This window comes from Pseudonocardia benzenivorans CB1190, assembly GCF_000196675.2.
Taxonomy (GTDB): domain Bacteria; phylum Actinomycetota; class Actinomycetes; order Mycobacteriales; family Pseudonocardiaceae; genus Pseudonocardia; species Pseudonocardia benzenivorans.
This window is the reverse complement of record NC_015312.1, coordinates 2,798,641-2,813,302: the sequence shown is the minus strand read 5'-3', so window position 1 is coordinate 2,813,302 and position 14,662 is coordinate 2,798,641. Positions and strand designations below refer to the sequence as shown.

The 14,662-nt window shown below is 72.8% G+C and carries 13 protein-coding genes; 9 read left to right on the top strand and 4 right to left on the bottom strand.

What is annotated here, in order from left to right:
- Positions 1-77: 77 nt before the first annotated feature.
- The 5 genes from PSED_RS13440 (at position 78) to PSED_RS13420 (ending at position 5,666) form a co-directional block, all read left to right on the top strand.
- Complete coding sequence (locus PSED_RS13440; RefSeq protein ID WP_013674791.1) at positions 78-767, top strand: HAD family hydrolase; 690 nt, start codon at positions 78-80, stop codon at positions 765-767.
- 35 nt (positions 768-802) lie between these two features.
- On the top strand, positions 803-1,516 hold the full coding sequence (locus PSED_RS13435) for a M24 family metallopeptidase (protein WP_013674790.1): 714 nt from the start codon (positions 803-805) through the stop codon (positions 1,514-1,516).
- A gap of 102 nt (positions 1,517-1,618) precedes the next feature.
- Positions 1,619-3,208 carry an MFS transporter gene (locus PSED_RS13430; protein ID WP_013674789.1) on the top strand — a complete coding sequence of 530 codons (1,590 nt, stop codon included), beginning with the start codon at positions 1,619-1,621 and terminating at the stop codon, positions 3,206-3,208.
- 87 nt (positions 3,209-3,295) lie between these two features.
- On the top strand, positions 3,296-4,894 hold the full coding sequence (locus PSED_RS13425) for a DHA2 family efflux MFS transporter permease subunit (RefSeq protein ID WP_013674788.1): 1,599 nt from the start codon (positions 3,296-3,298) through the stop codon (positions 4,892-4,894).
- A gap of 43 nt (positions 4,895-4,937) precedes the next feature.
- Positions 4,938-5,666, top strand: a complete 729-nt coding sequence (locus tag PSED_RS13420) for a TetR/AcrR family transcriptional regulator (protein ID WP_013674787.1) — start codon at positions 4,938-4,940, stop codon at positions 5,664-5,666.
- An 18-nt stretch (positions 5,667-5,684) separates the two neighbouring features.
- Here the strand turns inward: PSED_RS13420 and PSED_RS13415 are convergent, their stop codons facing one another.
- From PSED_RS13415 to PSED_RS13400, 4 genes are read right to left on the bottom strand one after another with little or no spacing between them, the layout of a single operon-like run.
- On the bottom strand, positions 5,685-6,602 hold the full coding sequence (locus PSED_RS13415) for an XdhC family protein (protein WP_013674786.1): 918 nt from the start codon (positions 6,600-6,602) through the stop codon (positions 5,685-5,687).
- Positions 6,603-6,610: 8 nt separating this feature from the next.
- The gene (locus PSED_RS13410) at positions 6,611-9,019 is read right to left on the bottom strand and encodes an aerobic carbon-monoxide dehydrogenase large subunit (RefSeq protein WP_013674785.1); all 2,409 of its coding nucleotides are present in this window, start codon (positions 9,017-9,019) and stop codon (positions 6,611-6,613) included.
- Positions 9,016-9,495, bottom strand: coding sequence for a (2Fe-2S)-binding protein (locus PSED_RS13405; protein ID WP_041759621.1), 480 nt, complete (start codon positions 9,493-9,495; stop codon positions 9,016-9,018). The genes PSED_RS13410 and PSED_RS13405 overlap by 4 nt, the downstream gene beginning before the upstream one ends.
- On the bottom strand, positions 9,492-10,388 hold the full coding sequence (locus tag PSED_RS13400; protein ID WP_013674783.1) for an FAD binding domain-containing protein: 897 nt from the start codon (positions 10,386-10,388) through the stop codon (positions 9,492-9,494). The genes PSED_RS13405 and PSED_RS13400 overlap by 4 nt, the downstream gene beginning before the upstream one ends.
- A 236-nt stretch (positions 10,389-10,624) precedes the next feature.
- Between PSED_RS13400 and PSED_RS13395 the strand changes: the two genes are divergently transcribed.
- The 4 genes from PSED_RS13395 to PSED_RS13380 are packed head-to-tail and all read left to right on the top strand — an operon-like array spanning position 10,625 to position 14,662.
- Entirely contained in the window at positions 10,625-10,852 is a 228-nt protein-coding gene (locus PSED_RS13395) for a hypothetical protein (protein WP_041759619.1), read from the top strand.
- Positions 10,852-11,727, top strand: coding sequence for an FAD binding domain-containing protein (locus PSED_RS13390; protein WP_013674781.1), 876 nt, complete (start codon positions 10,852-10,854; stop codon positions 11,725-11,727). The genes PSED_RS13395 and PSED_RS13390 overlap by 1 nt, the downstream gene beginning before the upstream one ends.
- 11 nt (positions 11,728-11,738) lie before the next feature.
- Positions 11,739-12,254 (top strand): (2Fe-2S)-binding protein, encoded by a 516-nt coding sequence (locus tag PSED_RS13385; protein ID WP_013674780.1) that lies wholly within the window; start codon positions 11,739-11,741, stop codon positions 12,252-12,254.
- Positions 12,251-14,662 carry an aerobic carbon-monoxide dehydrogenase large subunit gene (locus tag PSED_RS13380; protein WP_013674779.1) on the top strand — a complete coding sequence of 804 codons (2,412 nt, stop codon included), beginning with the start codon at positions 12,251-12,253 and terminating at the stop codon, positions 14,660-14,662. Before PSED_RS13385 ends, PSED_RS13380 begins: the two co-directional genes overlap by 4 nt.

Below are 14,662 nucleotides of genomic sequence, written 5' to 3'. Positions count from 1 at the left end.
CGCGGTGATGGGAGCGCTCCCGTGCACCGCGGCGGTACCGCACGACCCGTGGACGGCGCGCGGTGCAGGATCGGGGCATGACCTCCTCACCCGCACCCGCGCGCCGCCCCGAGCTCGTGCTCTTCGACGTCTTCGAGACGTGCCTGCAGCTCGAGGGACTGGCGGAACGGTTCGCCGCGATCGGCCGTCCGGCCTCGGACGTCGACCTCTTCTTCGCGCGGCTGATCCACCAGGGCATGGCGATGACCCTCGCCGGCGGGGCGCCCCCGTTCCGCGCGGTCGCCGCGGACATGTTGCGCCGCACCTCCGGGGTCGATCTCACCGACGCGCAGGTCGGGCACGTCCTCGACGGCTTCGCGACGCTGCCCGCCCAGCCTGACCTGCTGCCCGCGCTGCGGCTGCTCGCCGACGCCGGCGTCCCCGCCCACGCGTTCACCCACGGCTCGGCCGCGGCGGCCGAGAGCGCGCTGACCGCGGCCGGGGCCCGCGACCTGCTCGCCGGGGTGCACTCCTGCGAGGTGCTGGGCTCGTTCAAGCCGCCCGCCCGGGTGTACGAGTGGGCGTGCGCGCAGGTCGGCTCGGACCCCGCGGCGACGGCGCTGGTCGCGGTGCACTCGTGGGACGTGCACGGCGCGATGTCAGCGGGCCTGCTCGGCGGGCTGGCGCTGCGCCTGGAGGGCCGGGTACCCGACACCGTGCTGCCCCCGCACGTCACGGCACAGCAGCTCGACGGCGTCGTCGCGGGCCTGCTGGACCTGCCCGCGTGAGCCGCGGACCGGGCCCGCGTCCCTAGACTCGGGGCGTGAGCGGGATCGACGAGGACGTCCGCGCGGCCGAGCTGGTCGCCGCGGAGGACAAGGCCGAGCAGCTGTTCGACGAGGTCGCCCGCCGCGGCCTGATCGAGCCCGGCGTGGCGGAGTCCGTCGTGAGCGACCGGGTGCGCGACCTCGCCGCCGACCTGTTCGGCGTCGGCAGGCACTGGCACAAGCGCGTCGTGCGCTCGGGTCTGAACACGTTGGCGCCCTACCGGGCGAACCCGCCGGACCGCACCCTCACCGACGACGACATCGTCTTCCTCGACCTCGGGCCGATCTTCGCCGAGTGGGAGGCCGACTTCGGCCGCACCTACGTCCTCGGCGACGACCCCGTGAAACACCGCCTGCGCGACGACCTCCCGCGGATCTTCGACGCCGCGGCCGCGTGGTTCGACGACCGTCCCGACGTCACCGGGGCCGAGCTGTACGCGCACGTCTGCCAACTGGCCACCGAGGCCGGCTGGGAGTTCGGCGGCGCGCACAGCGGGCACCTCGTCGGCGAGTTCCCGCACGAGCTCGTCGACGGTGCGCGGATCGAGAGCTACATCGCTCCGGGCAACCCGAACCCCATGCGGCGCACCGACAGGTCCGGCCGGCGGTGCCACTGGATCCTCGAGGTGCACCTCGTCGACCGGGAGCGCCGCATCGGCGGCTTCCACGAGCAGCTGCTGACGTTGCGCCGCACCGCGCGGGGCCACTGACCACGGGGCGCCGGCGAACCGGTGCCGGCCGGGGCGATGAGTTGCGGGGGCGGGGGGCGTCAGAGCTGGTGACACCGTCGCCCGCTCCGAAGGACCGCCGCCATGCACACCACCCCGGACGCCCCGACAGCGCCACGCCGCGCCGGCCGGCGCGAGTGGATCGGCCTGGCGGTGCTGTCGCTGGCCTGCCTGCTCTACGTCATGGACCTCACCGTGCTGCACCTCGCGGTGCCCCGGCTGAGCGAGGACCTGCGCCCCAGCAGCACCCAGCTGCTGTGGATCATCGACGTCTACGGCTTCATGGTGGCCGGTGCGCTCGTCACGATGGGCACCCTCGGCGACCGGATCGGCCGGCGCCGGCTGCTGCTCGTCGGCGCCGCCGCGTTCGGCGCCGTCTCGGTCCTCGCCGCGTTCTCGACGACACCGGAGATGCTGATCGTCAGCCGCGCGCTGCTGGGCCTCGCGGGCGCGACGGTGGCGCCGTCGACGCTGTCGCTGATCTTCGCGATGTTCCCCGACCCGCGGCAGCGCTCGCGGGCCGTCGGCATCTGGATCGGCGCGTTCTCCGCGGGCAGCGCCGTCGGCCCGGTACTGGGCGGCCTCGTGCTGGAGCGGTTCTGGTGGGGCGCGGTGTTCCTGCTGACCCTTCCGGTGATGGGCGCGCTGCTCGTGCTCGGCCCGAAGGTGCTGCCCGAGTACCGCGACCCGGGCGCCGGCCGGCTGGACCTGCTCAGTGTCGGCATGTCGGTCACCGCGCTGCTCGCGGTCGTCTACGGGGTCAAGCAGCTCGTCCAGGACGGCGTGACGGTGACCTCGTCGGCGGCGGTCGTCGGCGGCGTGGTCGTCGGGGTGCTGTGGACGCGGCGGCAGCGCCGCCTCGCCGACCCGATGATCGACGTGCGGTTGTTCGGCATCCGCACGTTCCGCAGCGCCCTCGTCGTCAACTTCACGGCGATCTTCGTGATGGTCGGCTACTTCCTGTTCGTCGGGCAGTACCTGCAGCTCGTCGTCGGGCTGTCGCCGCTGGTGGCGGGACTGTGGTCGCTGCCGTCGGCGGTCGCGTTCGTGATCGCATCGCAGGCGGGGCCGCGCGTCGTCGCCCGGTTCCGGCCCGCGACGGTCGTCGCGGTCGGCCTGGCGGGTGCCGCGGTGGGCCTGGGCCTGCTCACCCTCGTCGCCGTCGACCACGGCCTGACGGTGCTGGTCGTGGCCTCGGTGGTCGTGGCGGTCGGCATGGGTCCGGTCTTCGGCCTGACGACGGAGCTGGTCGTCGGGTCGGCGCCCGCGGAGAAGGCCGGTGCGGCGTCGGGGGTCTCGGAGACGGCGGCAGAGCTCGGCGGCGCGCTGGGCATCGCGGCCCTCGGAAGTGTCGGTGCCGCCCTCTACCGTGCGGGCGTGGCGTCGGGGCTGCCGGTGGGGCTGCCCGCCGACGCCGCCGCCGCGGCCCGCGACACCCTCGGCGGCGCCGTCGCCGTGGCAGGCGGGCTGCCGGGACCGACGGCCGAGGCGCTGCTCGCGACGGCGCGTGCCTCGTTCGTGGCCGGACTGCAGCTGACCTCGGGCGTCGCCGCCGTCGTCGCCGCGCTGATCGCCGTCGTCGCCGCAGTCGCCCTGCGTGACCGGCCGGCCACGTCCGGCTCACCCGAGCCCGATCCTGTACCCGCTCGCGACGGCTGCATCGTCGAAGCGTGATCGAGGCCACCGAAAACCGGTTGGCCGCGCATCACCCGATCCCGCTACGGTCCATCCGGAGAGAGTCCTTCCGCTTAAGAGGAGACCATGTCGACCACCCCTGACTCCGGGCAGAGCGCACTGCCCGAGGACCCGACTCCCGCGGCTCCCGCGGCCGCCCCGGAGGCGGGTTCGGACAAGCTCGACCGCGGGGTGCTCGCCATCGCCGCCGTCGTCGTGATCGGCGCGATCATGTCGATCCTCGACGTCACCGTGGTCAGCGTCGCCATCCCGACGCTGCAGCGCGACTTCGGCGTCGAGCTGACCACGATCCAGTGGATCGCCACCGGCTACACCCTGGCGCTGGCCACCGTCATCCCGCTCACGGCCTGGGCCGGCGACCGGTTCGGCACCAAGCGGATCTACATGATCTCGATCGCGCTGTTCGTCACGGGCTCCGTGCTCGCCGGCCTCGCGTGGGACATCACGTCGCTGCTGGTCTTCCGCGTCCTGCAGGGTCTGGGCGGCGGCATGCTCATGCCCGTCGGCATGACGATCCTGACCCGCGCCGCCGGCCCGCACCGCGTCGGCCGCGTGATGTCGATCATCGGCGTGCCGATGCTGCTCGGCCCGATCTGCGGCCCGATCCTCGGCGGCTGGCTCGTCGACAGCTTCTCGTGGCGCTGGATCTTCTTCATCAACCTGCCGATCGGTGTCATCGGGCTGCTGCTGGCCGCGCGGATCCTGCCGCGCGACGGCAAGGGCATCGCCGGCAAGCTCGACCTCCTGGGGCTGGCGCTGCTCTCCCCCGGCCTCGCGCTGCTGATCTACGGCTTCGCGGAGTACGGCTCGCAGCACGGCTTCGGCCACGCGCAGGTCATCGCTCCGATGGCCGTCGGCGCGGTCCTGCTCGTCGGCTTCGTGTGGCACGCCCTGCGCACCCCGCAGCCGCTGATCGACCTGCGGCTGTTCGCCAACAAGGTGTTCTCGGCCTCGATCGTCACGATGATTCTGATGATCATCGCAGTGTTCGGCGGCATGCTGCTGCTGCCCATCTACCTGCAGACGGTCCGCTTCGAGACCGCGCTCGACACCGGCCTGCTGCTCGCGCCGCAGGGCATCGGCGCCATGCTCGCGATGCCGATCGCCGGCCAGCTGGCCGACCGCACCGGTGTCGGCCGCATCGTCCCGGTCGGCCTGGCGATCATCGGCGGCTCGTTCTGGTGGCTGACGGGGCTGCAGGCCGACACGTCGTACTGGCACCTGGGCATCGCCCTGTTCGTGATGGGTGTCGGCATGGGCTTCACGATGATGCCGACGTTCACCGGCGCCCTGCAGACGCTGCGCCGCCGCTCGATCGCCAACGCGAGCACGACGCTGAACATCACCCAGCAGGTCGGCGCCTCGATCGGCACCGCGCTGATGACGGTCATCCTCTACGTCATCGCGACCAACAAGTTCACCGAGGCGTTCGGCCCGGCCGCGGCCGGCGCCGCCGACCCGGCCGCGCTGGCCGCGCTGCCGCCCGAGGTGCAGGCCCAGGTCCTCGGGATCCAGGCGACCGCGTTCGGCCAGACGTTCTGGTGGGCGCTCGCGTTCGTCGCCGTCGCGTTCGTCGTCGCGCTGGCGCTGCTGCCCAAGCGCAAGCCCGAACCGCTCGAGGAGGACGACGAGGCCGGCACCGGCGCGCCCGTCATGATGCACTGACGCTGCCCCCGGCGGGATCCACGTCAGCACACGGGAGTCGAGGATGACGACCACCGAGCAGCAGACCGGTGCGGCGGCCGACGAGCAGGCCGCCGCACCGGCGCGGCCGTTGCGCGCCGACGCCGAGCGCAACCGCGTCCGCATCCTGGCGGCGGCGCGCGAGGTGTTCGCGCGCCGCGGGCTGGAGGCGGGCCTCGACGAGATCGCGCGGCACGCGGGCGTCGGTACCGGGACGGTGTACCGCCGCTTCCCCGACAAGACCGCGCTGGTCGAGGCGCTGTTCGACGAGCGCCTCGACCAGGTGGTGGCCTGCGTCAAGGACGCCGTCGCCGATCCCGACCCGTGGGCGGGGCTCTGCGCGGCGCTGGAGTCGCTGGTGGCCATGCAGATCGAGGACCACGGCCTCAAGGACGTGATCTTCGGCGAGATCGGCGACCTCGAGTCGTTCCGGTCGCGGCGCGCCGAGATCCTGCCGCTCGTCGAGCAGGGCGTGCGGCGCGCGATCGACGCCGGGGTGCTGCGCCCCGACGTCGAGCTGACCGACTTCGCCGCGGTGCAGGTGATGCTCGTCCAGGTCGCGGCGTTCGCCGAGGCGGCGGACCCGCAGGTCTGGCGCCGCTACCTGCACCTGTTGCTGGACGGGCTGTGCACCCGCCGCGAGGCCCCGACACCGCTGGGCGGTCCGGCCCTCGACCTCGACGCGTTCGAGGCGGCGTGCGGTCGGCACCTGCCCGCCCCGACGACGCAACCGTCGGCCCCGACCGGACGGTAGCGGCGCTGCCGCGGGCCGTCAGGGGCGGGGCGTGGCGAGGTAGCGCTGCGGGGCGTCGCGGAAGGCCTCCCGGCAGCCCGACCCGCAGAAGTACCACGCGACGCCCTCGTGCGAGAGCGACAGGCTCGCCGGGCTGACCGCGACGGTCATGCCGCACACCGGGTCGAGCGCCTCCGCGGGGGCGGCCGACACCGGTGGCTCCGCGGGACGCGCGGCGTCGGCGCGGGGCCGCTGGGCGACGATCTCGGCGTAGATCGAGAGCGCGATCTCGTGCGGTGTGCGGGCCCCGATGTCCAGACCCGCGGGGGCGTGGATTCGGGCGCGCTCGTCGTCGGCGACGTCGAGCTCGGCGAGCACCGCGGCCGATCGGCGCGGGCTCGCCACCAGCGCGACGTAGGGCACCCGCGCCGCGAGGGCGGCACGCAGCACCGGCACCTCGTCGCGCCCGTGCGCCGCGACGACGACGGCCGTCGTGTCGGGCGCGACCGGGAGCGCGGCGTCGACGTCGTTCTGCACGTCGAGGTCGAGCGCGGTGCCGACCTGCGCGATCGCCCGCGCGATCGGCGAGTCGCCGAACACCCGGACGAGCACCGGCGGGATGACCGCCTCCAGGAAGATCTCCAGCGTGCCCCCGGACAGGCACGGGTTCTCGACGACCCGCACCCCCTCGGGCGCGACGGCGTCCGCCGCCTCGGGGGTGACCCGGAGCAGCTCCGACTCCCCCGACGCGAGCAGCCGCAGCCCCTCGAGCCGGACGGTCGACTCGGCGCACACCCCGCCGACGAAGCCGTCGATCGACCCGTCGGGCAGCACGAGCGCGCTGTCGCCGGGTTTGGCGCTGGTGGGCCGCTCGGCGCGGACGACCGTCGCCAGTACGTACGGAACCCGGTCGCGGTGCAGCCGGTCGGCGTGGGCGCGCAGCTCGGCAGTGGTCATCTCTCGCCTCACCTGATCGCGATGTCGGGACGGATGGGGCGGCCCTGGAGGGCTCGCCAGACGTGGGCCGGGGTCAGCGGCATGTCCGCGTGGCGGACGCCGATGGCGTCGAGCACGGCGTTGACGACCGCGGGCGGGGACCCGACGGTCGCCGACTCGCCGACGCCCTTGGCGCCCAGCGGGTGGTGCGGCGACGGCGTGACCGTCGCCGCGAGCTCCCACGGGGGGCACTCCATCGCCGTGGGCAGCAGGTAGTCCATGAACGACGCGGAGAGGTGGTTGCCGTCGTCGTCGAACGCGACGAGCTCCATCAGCGCCATGCCGACGCCGTCGGCAAGGCCGCCGTGGATCTGGCCCTCGACGATCATCGGGTTGATCCGCACCCCGCAGTCGTCGACGGCGACGAACCGGCGCACGTCGACCTCCCCGGTGCCGGGGTCGACGTCGACGACGCAGACGTAGGCGCCGAAGGGGAACGTGAGGTTCGGCGGGTTGTAGACCGTCGTCGCCGCGAGCTGGCCCTCCACCCCCTCGGGCAGGTCGAGCCCGCCGTGGGCGGCCATCGCGATCTCGCGCAGGCTCACCGAGACCCCGGGGACACCCGCGACGCTGAAGCTCCCGCCCTCGGCGGAGCCGGGGCCCGCGTCCCAGCGCAGGTCGTCGGCCGCGACCTCCAGCAGGACGGCCGCGACCTGACGGGCCTGCTCGCGCACCTTGCGGGCCGCGACCGACGCCGCGGCCCCGGAGACGGGCGTCGAACGGGAGCCGTAGGTGCCCAGGCCGAACGGGGTGTTGTCGGTGTCGCCCTGGACGACGTCCACGGCGTCGACGGGCAGGCCCAGCTCGTGGGAGACGATCTGGGCGAACGTCGTCTCGTGGCCCTGTCCCTGGCTCATGCACGACAGCCGCAGCACCGCGGTGCCGGTGGGGTGCACCCGCAGCTCGGCGCCGTCGGCCATGCCCAGCCCCATGATGTCCATGAGCCGGCGCGGACCGGCACCGACGGCCTCGGTGAACACGCTCATCCCGATCCCGGTGAGCGGGCCCTTCCCCGTCTTCTCGAACGACGCCCGGCGCGCGGCCTGCTCGGCGCGGATCCCGGCGTAGCCGGCGGTGTCGAGCGCGGTGCGCAGCGCGCGCGGGTAGTCGCCGGAGTCGTACTCCCAGCCGGTGGCGCTGCGGAACGGGAACCGGTCGGGGGTGAGCAGGTTGGCCATCCGCAGCTCGGCGGGATCGCGGCCGGTGTCGTGGGCGAGCACGTCGACGAGGCGTTCGACCAGGTAGACGGCCTCGGTGACGCGGAAGCTGCAGGCGTAGGCCACCCCGCCGGGTGCCTTGTTGGTGTAGACGCCGGTGACCCGGCAGTGCGCGGCGGCGATGTCGTAGGAGCCGGTGAAGACGCCGAAGAACCCGGCCGGGAACTTCGACGGCTGGGCCGTCGCGTTGAAGGCGCCGTGGTCGGCGAGCACGGACACGCGGAGGGCGAGAATGTGGCCGTCGGCGTCGGCGGCGATCTCGCCGTGCATGTGGAAGTCACGCGCGAACGACGTGCTCATCAGGTTCTCGGAGCGGTCCTCGACCCACTTCACCGGCGCCCCGGTCATGATCGAGCCGACGACGGCGCACAGGTAGCCGGGGTACATGCCGACCTTGTTGCCGAAACCGCCGCCGATGTCCGGGGCGATGATCCGGATGTGGTGCTCGGGGATCCCGGCGATCCGGGCGTAGAGCATCCGGTGGGCGTGCGGGGCCTGCGCGGTGGCGTGGACGGTGAGCTTGCCGGAGATGCGGTCGAAGTCGGCCACGGTCCCGCACGTCTCCAGCGGCGCCGGATGCACGCGGGGGTAGACGAGGTCGCACTCCGAGACGTGCGCGGCCCGGGCGAACAGCGCCGCGGTGGCATCCGGGTCGCCGGTCTCCCAGTCGAAGACGTGATTGTCGGTCCGGTCCGCGAGGTCGTCCCGGATCACGGGGGCGTCGAGGGCGAGGGCGAGGCGCGCGTCCACCACCGGTGGCAGCGGCTCGTAGTCGACGTCGATCAGCGCGAGGGCGTCGCGGGCGGCGTAGCGGTCCTCGGCGACGACGAACGCCACCTCCTGGCCCTGGTAGCGGACCTTGTCGGTGGCCAGGACGGCGGCGACGTCGTGGGAGAACGTCGGCATCCACGCCATGCCCCGCGCAGCGAGGGTCTCGCCGGTGATCACGGCGCGGACCTTCGGGTGCGACTCGGCCGCGGTGACGTCGACCGACCGGATCCGCGCGTGCGCGTAGGGGCTCCGCAGGACCGCGCCGTGCAGCATGCCGGGCAGTGCGATGTCGTCGACGAACCGTCCGCGGCCGCGGACGAAGCGTCCGTCCTCCTTGCGCGGGACCGGGCCGAAGCCTGGCCCCGCGCACGCGTCGAGGGTGCCGGTCACGTGTCCCCCCGGCCGGCGGCTTCGGCGTCGGCGGCGTGCCGGATGGCCGCGACGATGTTGCGGTAGCCCGTGCACCGGCAGATCTGGCCGGAGATGGCCTCGCGGATCTCGGTGTCGGTGGGGTCGGGGTTGTCGTCGAGCAGCTTGCGCGCGGTCATGAGCATCCCGGGGGTGCAGAAGCCGCACTGCAGGCCGTGGCAGTCCATGAACGACTGCTGCACCTGGTCGAGCCCGAACGGCCCTTCGAGGTCCTCGACGGTGCGGACGCTGCGGCCGTCGGCCATCACCGCCAGCACGGTGCACGACTTCACCGGAAGCCCGTCCATCCAGACGGTGCAGGCCCCGCAGTTGGACGTGTCGCAGCCCCAGTGCGTCCCGGTGAGGCGCAGCTCGTCACGCAGCAGGTGCACGAGCAGCAGCCGCGGCTCGACGTCACGCACGTGCTCCACCCCGTTCACGGTCACCCCCACCCTCACCCGGCGGACCTGCCGCGACGGGCGCGGGCCACAGCGTCGCGCAGTGCGCGGACGGTGAGCTCGCCCGCGAGGTGGCGCTTGTAGTCGACGGGCCCGCGCTGGTCGGCCGTCGGCCGGCAGTGCTCTGCCGCGACGGCCCCCGCCGCGGCGAAGGCGTCCTCGTCGGCGACCCGGCCGCGTAGCAGGTCCTCGGCCTCGACGGCGGTGAAGTCGGCGTCGCCGACGGCCGTGAGTCCGATGCCGACCTCGTCGACGACACCGCCGGGCCCCAGCGAGACGACGGCCCCGGCCGCAGCGACAGCCCAGTCCCCCGCGCGCCGGTCGACCTTGACGTAGGCGCTGCCGGCGCCCGTCCGCAGCGGCACCCGCAGCTCGACGAGGATCTCCGCGGGCCGCACCGCGGTCTCGTAGGGACCGTGGAAGAACTCCCGCATCGGGACGGTCCGATCGCCGTCGGCCCCCCGGATCACCGCGACGGCGCGCAACGCCGTGAACACCCCGGACAGGTCCTCCGACGGGTCGGCCTGGCACACCGAGCCGCCGATCGTGCCGCGGTTGCGCACAACGGGATCGGCGATGACCCGCTCGGCGTCGTGCAGGATCGGAAAGTGCTCGCCCGCGACGGAGCTGGCGAGCAGCTCGGCGTGGCGGGTCAGCGCACCGATCCGCAGATGCCCGGCGTCCACCGAGCCGTCGACGGTGATCCCCGCCAGCTCGTGCAGGTCGTTGACGTCGACGAGCAGCTCCGGCTGGGCGAGCCGCAGCTTCATCATCGGGATCAGGCTGTGCCCGCCCGCCACGATCCGGGCCTCGGGCCCGAACCGTTCGAGCAACGTGACGACGTGCTCGACGCTCGTCGCACGCTGGTACTCGAAGAACGCCGGTACCTGCACCACCGACCTCCTCTCCCGACCGTCGTGGTCCGCCCCATCGTGGCCGCCCCGCGCCGATACGTCCAAACCCCACTTAAGGCTTCGCTTAGGGCAGGGGTGCACCTCCATTGCGACAGGTGGAGCATTCCGGCACCACGCGGCCGTGATGTCCCACACGTGCCCGCGACCAAGAGGAATGTGAGTCGATGATGACCAACGATCCTCCGCCGAGCAGTCCCGGCGGGAGAACCGGGCGGATGTTCGAGCTCTTCGAGCACGCGCCGAAGGACAGCGGCAGCCCGACGATCTGGGCGTTCCCCGGCATGGTCGGCTGGCTGCGCACGGCGGGCAAGCCCGTCGCCGGGCCGTGGCCGCCCCACCAGGAACCTCGTCCCGACCCCGACGACGAGCCGCTCCCCGTCGCGATCGTCGAGCCGCCGCGGCCGCCGGAGTCGGCCCCGCGGCACCTGCTGGAGGATTCCTGATGTATCCGTCACGGTTCCGTTACGAAGCGCCCCGCACCCTCGACGAGGCGCTCGCGCTGCTCGCCGAGCACGGTGACGAGGCCAAGATCCTGGCCGGCGGCCAGAGCCTCGTCCCGATGATGAAACTGCGCTTCGCCGCGCCGGGCGTCCTCGTCGACATCAACGGCGTGCAGGGCCTGGCCTACCACCAGGAGGTCCCGGGCGGCGGGCTGCGGGTGGGCGCGCTGTGTCGCCACGTCGACCTGGAGCACTCGGCGATCCTGCCGGGCGCGCAGCCGACGATGGCCGCCGCGGCACCGCTCGTCGCCGACCCGATCGTCCGCACCCGCGGGACGCTCGTCGGGTCGCTGTGCCACGCCGATCCCCAGGGCGACTGGGCGTCGGTGATGCTCGCGCTCGACGGCGCGGTCGTCGCGGCGAGTCCGCGGGGACTGCGCACCATCCCGGTCGGCGAGTTCGTCGTCGGCACGTTCCAGAACGCCCTGGAGCAGGACGAGATCGCTGTCGAGGCGGTCGTGCCCGCGGCTCAGGGCACGCGGTCGGGCTCGTACCTGAAGCTGGAGCGCCGCGTCGGGGACTTCGCCACAGCGGGCGTCGCCGTCGCGCTCGAGTCCGACGGGGGACGGGTCGTGCGCGCGGGCATCGCGCTCACCGGCGTCGGCCCCGCGACGATCGCCGCGGTCGACGCCCAGCAGGCGCTCCTGGGGTCGTCGCTGGAGCCCGACGTCGTCGAGCGAGCCGCCGAGCTCGCGGCCGCCGTCGCCCGGCCCCGCACCGACCACCGCGGCACCGCCGACTACAAGCGCCACGTCGTGGCGACGTTCGTGCGCCGCATCCTGACCGCCGAACGCGCGCCCGCGGGCGCAGCGGCCTGAGGAGGAGTCCCGTGACCGCCACCGAACCGGTCGACACCACATCCGACACCGGGGCGCCCACCCGGCGCATCACCGTGACCGTCAACGGCGAACGCCGCGTCGCGGAGGTCGAGCCGCGGCTGCTGCTCGCGCACCTGCTGCGCCAGGGCCTCGCCCTCACCGGCACCCACGTCGGGTGCGACACCACCAACTGCGGCGCGTGCACCGTCCTCTACGACGGTGCGCCCGTGAAGTCCTGCACGATGCTCGCCGTCCAGGCCGACGGCCACGAGGTCACGACCGTCGAGGGTCTGGGCACGCCGAGCGAGCTCGACCCGGTGCAGGAGGGCTTCGTCGCCGAACACGGGCTGCAGTGCGGGTTCTGCACCCCCGGCATGATGCTGGCCGCCCGCGCCCTGCTGAATCGCAACCCCGACCCGTCCGAGGACGAGATCCGCTGGGGTCTGTCCGGCAACCTGTGCCGCTGCACCGGCTACCAGAACATCGTGAAGGCCGTCCGGTGGGCGGCCGAGAAGGAGGCCCAGTGACGGCGACAGCTGAGCCGGCGACCGGCTCCCAGGCGCTCGACGAGGTCAAGATCGGAGGGCTCGGGTCGAGCCGGCCCCGTGTCGAGGACGCCCGGTTCATCCGTGGCCGCGGCAACTACGTCGAGGACGTGACGTTGCCGGGCATGCTGCACATGGAGATCCTGCGCAGCCCCCTCGCGCACGCCCGGATCAAGTCGATCGACACCAGTGCCGCGTGGGCGATCCCGGGTGTCAAGCTGGTGCTGACCGGCGAGATGGCCGCGCAGCGCAACCTGGCCTGGATGCCGACGCTGTCCTACGACACCCAGGCCGTCCTCGCCACCGACAAGGTGCGCTTCCAGGGCCAGGAGGTCGCGTGCGTCGTCGCCGAGGACCCCTACATCGCCAAGGACGCGTGCGACGCCATCGTCGTCGAGTACGAGGCCCTGCCCCCGATCGTCAACCCGGAGCAGGCCGTCGCGCCGGGCGCACCGCTGATCCGCGACGACAAGGCGGGCCAGGCCGACAACGTCGCCTACCAGTGGGAGGTGGGTGACAAGGACGGGACCGACGCCGCGTTCGCGCAGGCCGACGTCGTCTCGAAACTCCGCCTGCACTACCCGCGCAGCCACCCCTCGCCGATCGAGAACTGCGGCGCGGTCGCGGACTTCAACAACGCCACCGGCAAACTCACCGTCTACCTGACCAGCCAGGCCCCGCACATCGTGCGGGCGGCCGTCGCGCTGATCGCCGAGCTGCCCGAGCACCTGATCCGGATCATCTCCCCCGACGTCGGTGGCGGGTTCGGCAACAAGGTGCCCGTCTACCCCGGCTACGTGTGCGCGATCCTCTGTTCGATCCTCACCGCGAAACCGGTCAAGTGGATCGAGGACAACACCGGCAACCTGTCATCGACCGGGTTCGGCCGCGACATGTACCTCGACTCGGAGATGGCACTCACGAACGACGGCAAGATCCTCGCCGTCCGCTACCACGCCACCACCGACCAGGGGGCCTTCTACGCCGACGCCCAGCCCACCAAGTTCAAGATCGGGCTCGTGCACTCGTCGTTCGCCTGCTACGACGTGCCCGTCGGGCACATCACGGCGCAGGGCATGTACACGAACAAGGCGCCGGGCGGCGTCGCCTACCGGTGCTCGTTCCGCGTCACCGAGGCGATGTTCTTCCAGGAACGGATGATGCAGGCCGCCGCCGACGACCTGGGCATGGACCAGGCGGAGTTCCGGCGCCGTAACCTCGTCCGCGACGACCAGTTCCCGTACCGGACGCCGTTCGGGTTCCTCACCGACTCCGGGCAGTACCTCAAGTGCCTGCAGGTCGGGCTCGACGCGATCGGCTACGACGACTTCCTCGTCGAGCAGGCCGAGGCCCGCAAGCAGGGCCGGCTGCTGGGCATCGGGATCTCGACGATGACCGAGCCGCTCGGAGCCGGCAACAGCCGCGAGTACGACATCCTCGGCATCAAGATGTTCGACTCCGCAGAGCTGCGGGTGCACCCGACGGGCAAGGCCGTGCTCAAGATCGGCGCGCAGACACAGGGCCAGGGCCACGAGACGACGTTCGCCCAGATCGTCACCCACGAGCTCGGCATCCCGGCGACCGACATCGTCGTCGAGCACGGCGACACCGACCACACGCCGTTCGGCATGGGCACCTACGCCTCCCGGTCGACCCCTGTCGCCGGCGCGGCCACCGCGATGGTGGCTCGCAAGATCCGGGCCAAGGCGCGCAAGCTCGCCGCGCACCTGCTGGAGGTGTCGGAGGAGGACGTCGAGTGGGAGCTCGGCCGGTTCTTCGTACGCGGCGCCGAGAGCCGCGGCGTCACGATCCAGGAGTGCGCGATGGCCGCGTACTCCAACATGCCCGACGGCATGGAGCCCGGCCTGGAGAACAACGCCTACTACGACCCACCCAACCTGACCTGGCCGTTCGCGTGCTACATCGCGACGGTCGAGGTCGATCCCGAGACCGGGGTGTGGGACGTGCTGCGGTTCGTCGGAGTCGACGACTGCGGCGTCCGGATCAACCCGATGATCGTCGAGGGCCAGATCATGGGCGGGCTCACCGAGGCCTACGCCATCTCGAACATGCAGTTCCAGACCTACGACGTCGACGGAAACCTGGTGGGCGCCAACTACATGGACTACCTGCTGCCGACAGCGTGGGAGACCCCGGGCTTCGAGCTGCACGAGGTCGTCACGCCGTCGCCGCACCACCCGATCGGCGCCAAGGGCGTCGGTGAGTGCGCGGCGGTCGGCGGGCCGGCGGCCTACGTCAACGCCGTCATGGACGCGTTGCGGCCCACGGGTGTGCGCAACATCGACATGCCGCTGCTGCCCGACCGAGTCTGGCACGCCGCCCACACGGGCCAGGACGTGTCCGGCGCCCCTCCCTTCCGGACGGAGTGA

Coding starts and splice junctions, on each gene's coding strand:
- PSED_RS13440 (WP_013674791.1), top strand. CDS start 78: ATGACCTCCTCACCCGCACCCGCGCGCCGCCCCGAGCTCGTGCTCTTC.
- PSED_RS13430 (WP_013674789.1), top strand. CDS start 1,619: ATGCACACCACCCCGGACGCCCCGACAGCGCCACGCCGCGCCGGCCGG.
- PSED_RS13425 (WP_013674788.1), top strand. CDS start 3,296: ATGTCGACCACCCCTGACTCCGGGCAGAGCGCACTGCCCGAGGACCCG.
- PSED_RS13420 (WP_013674787.1), top strand. CDS start 4,938: ATGACGACCACCGAGCAGCAGACCGGTGCGGCGGCCGACGAGCAGGCC.
- PSED_RS13415 (WP_013674786.1), bottom strand. CDS start 6,602: ATGACCACTGCCGAGCTGCGCGCCCACGCCGACCGGCTGCACCGCGAC.
- PSED_RS13395 (WP_041759619.1), top strand. CDS start 10,625: ATGTTCGAGCTCTTCGAGCACGCGCCGAAGGACAGCGGCAGCCCGACG.
- PSED_RS13390 (WP_013674781.1), top strand. CDS start 10,852: ATGTATCCGTCACGGTTCCGTTACGAAGCGCCCCGCACCCTCGACGAG.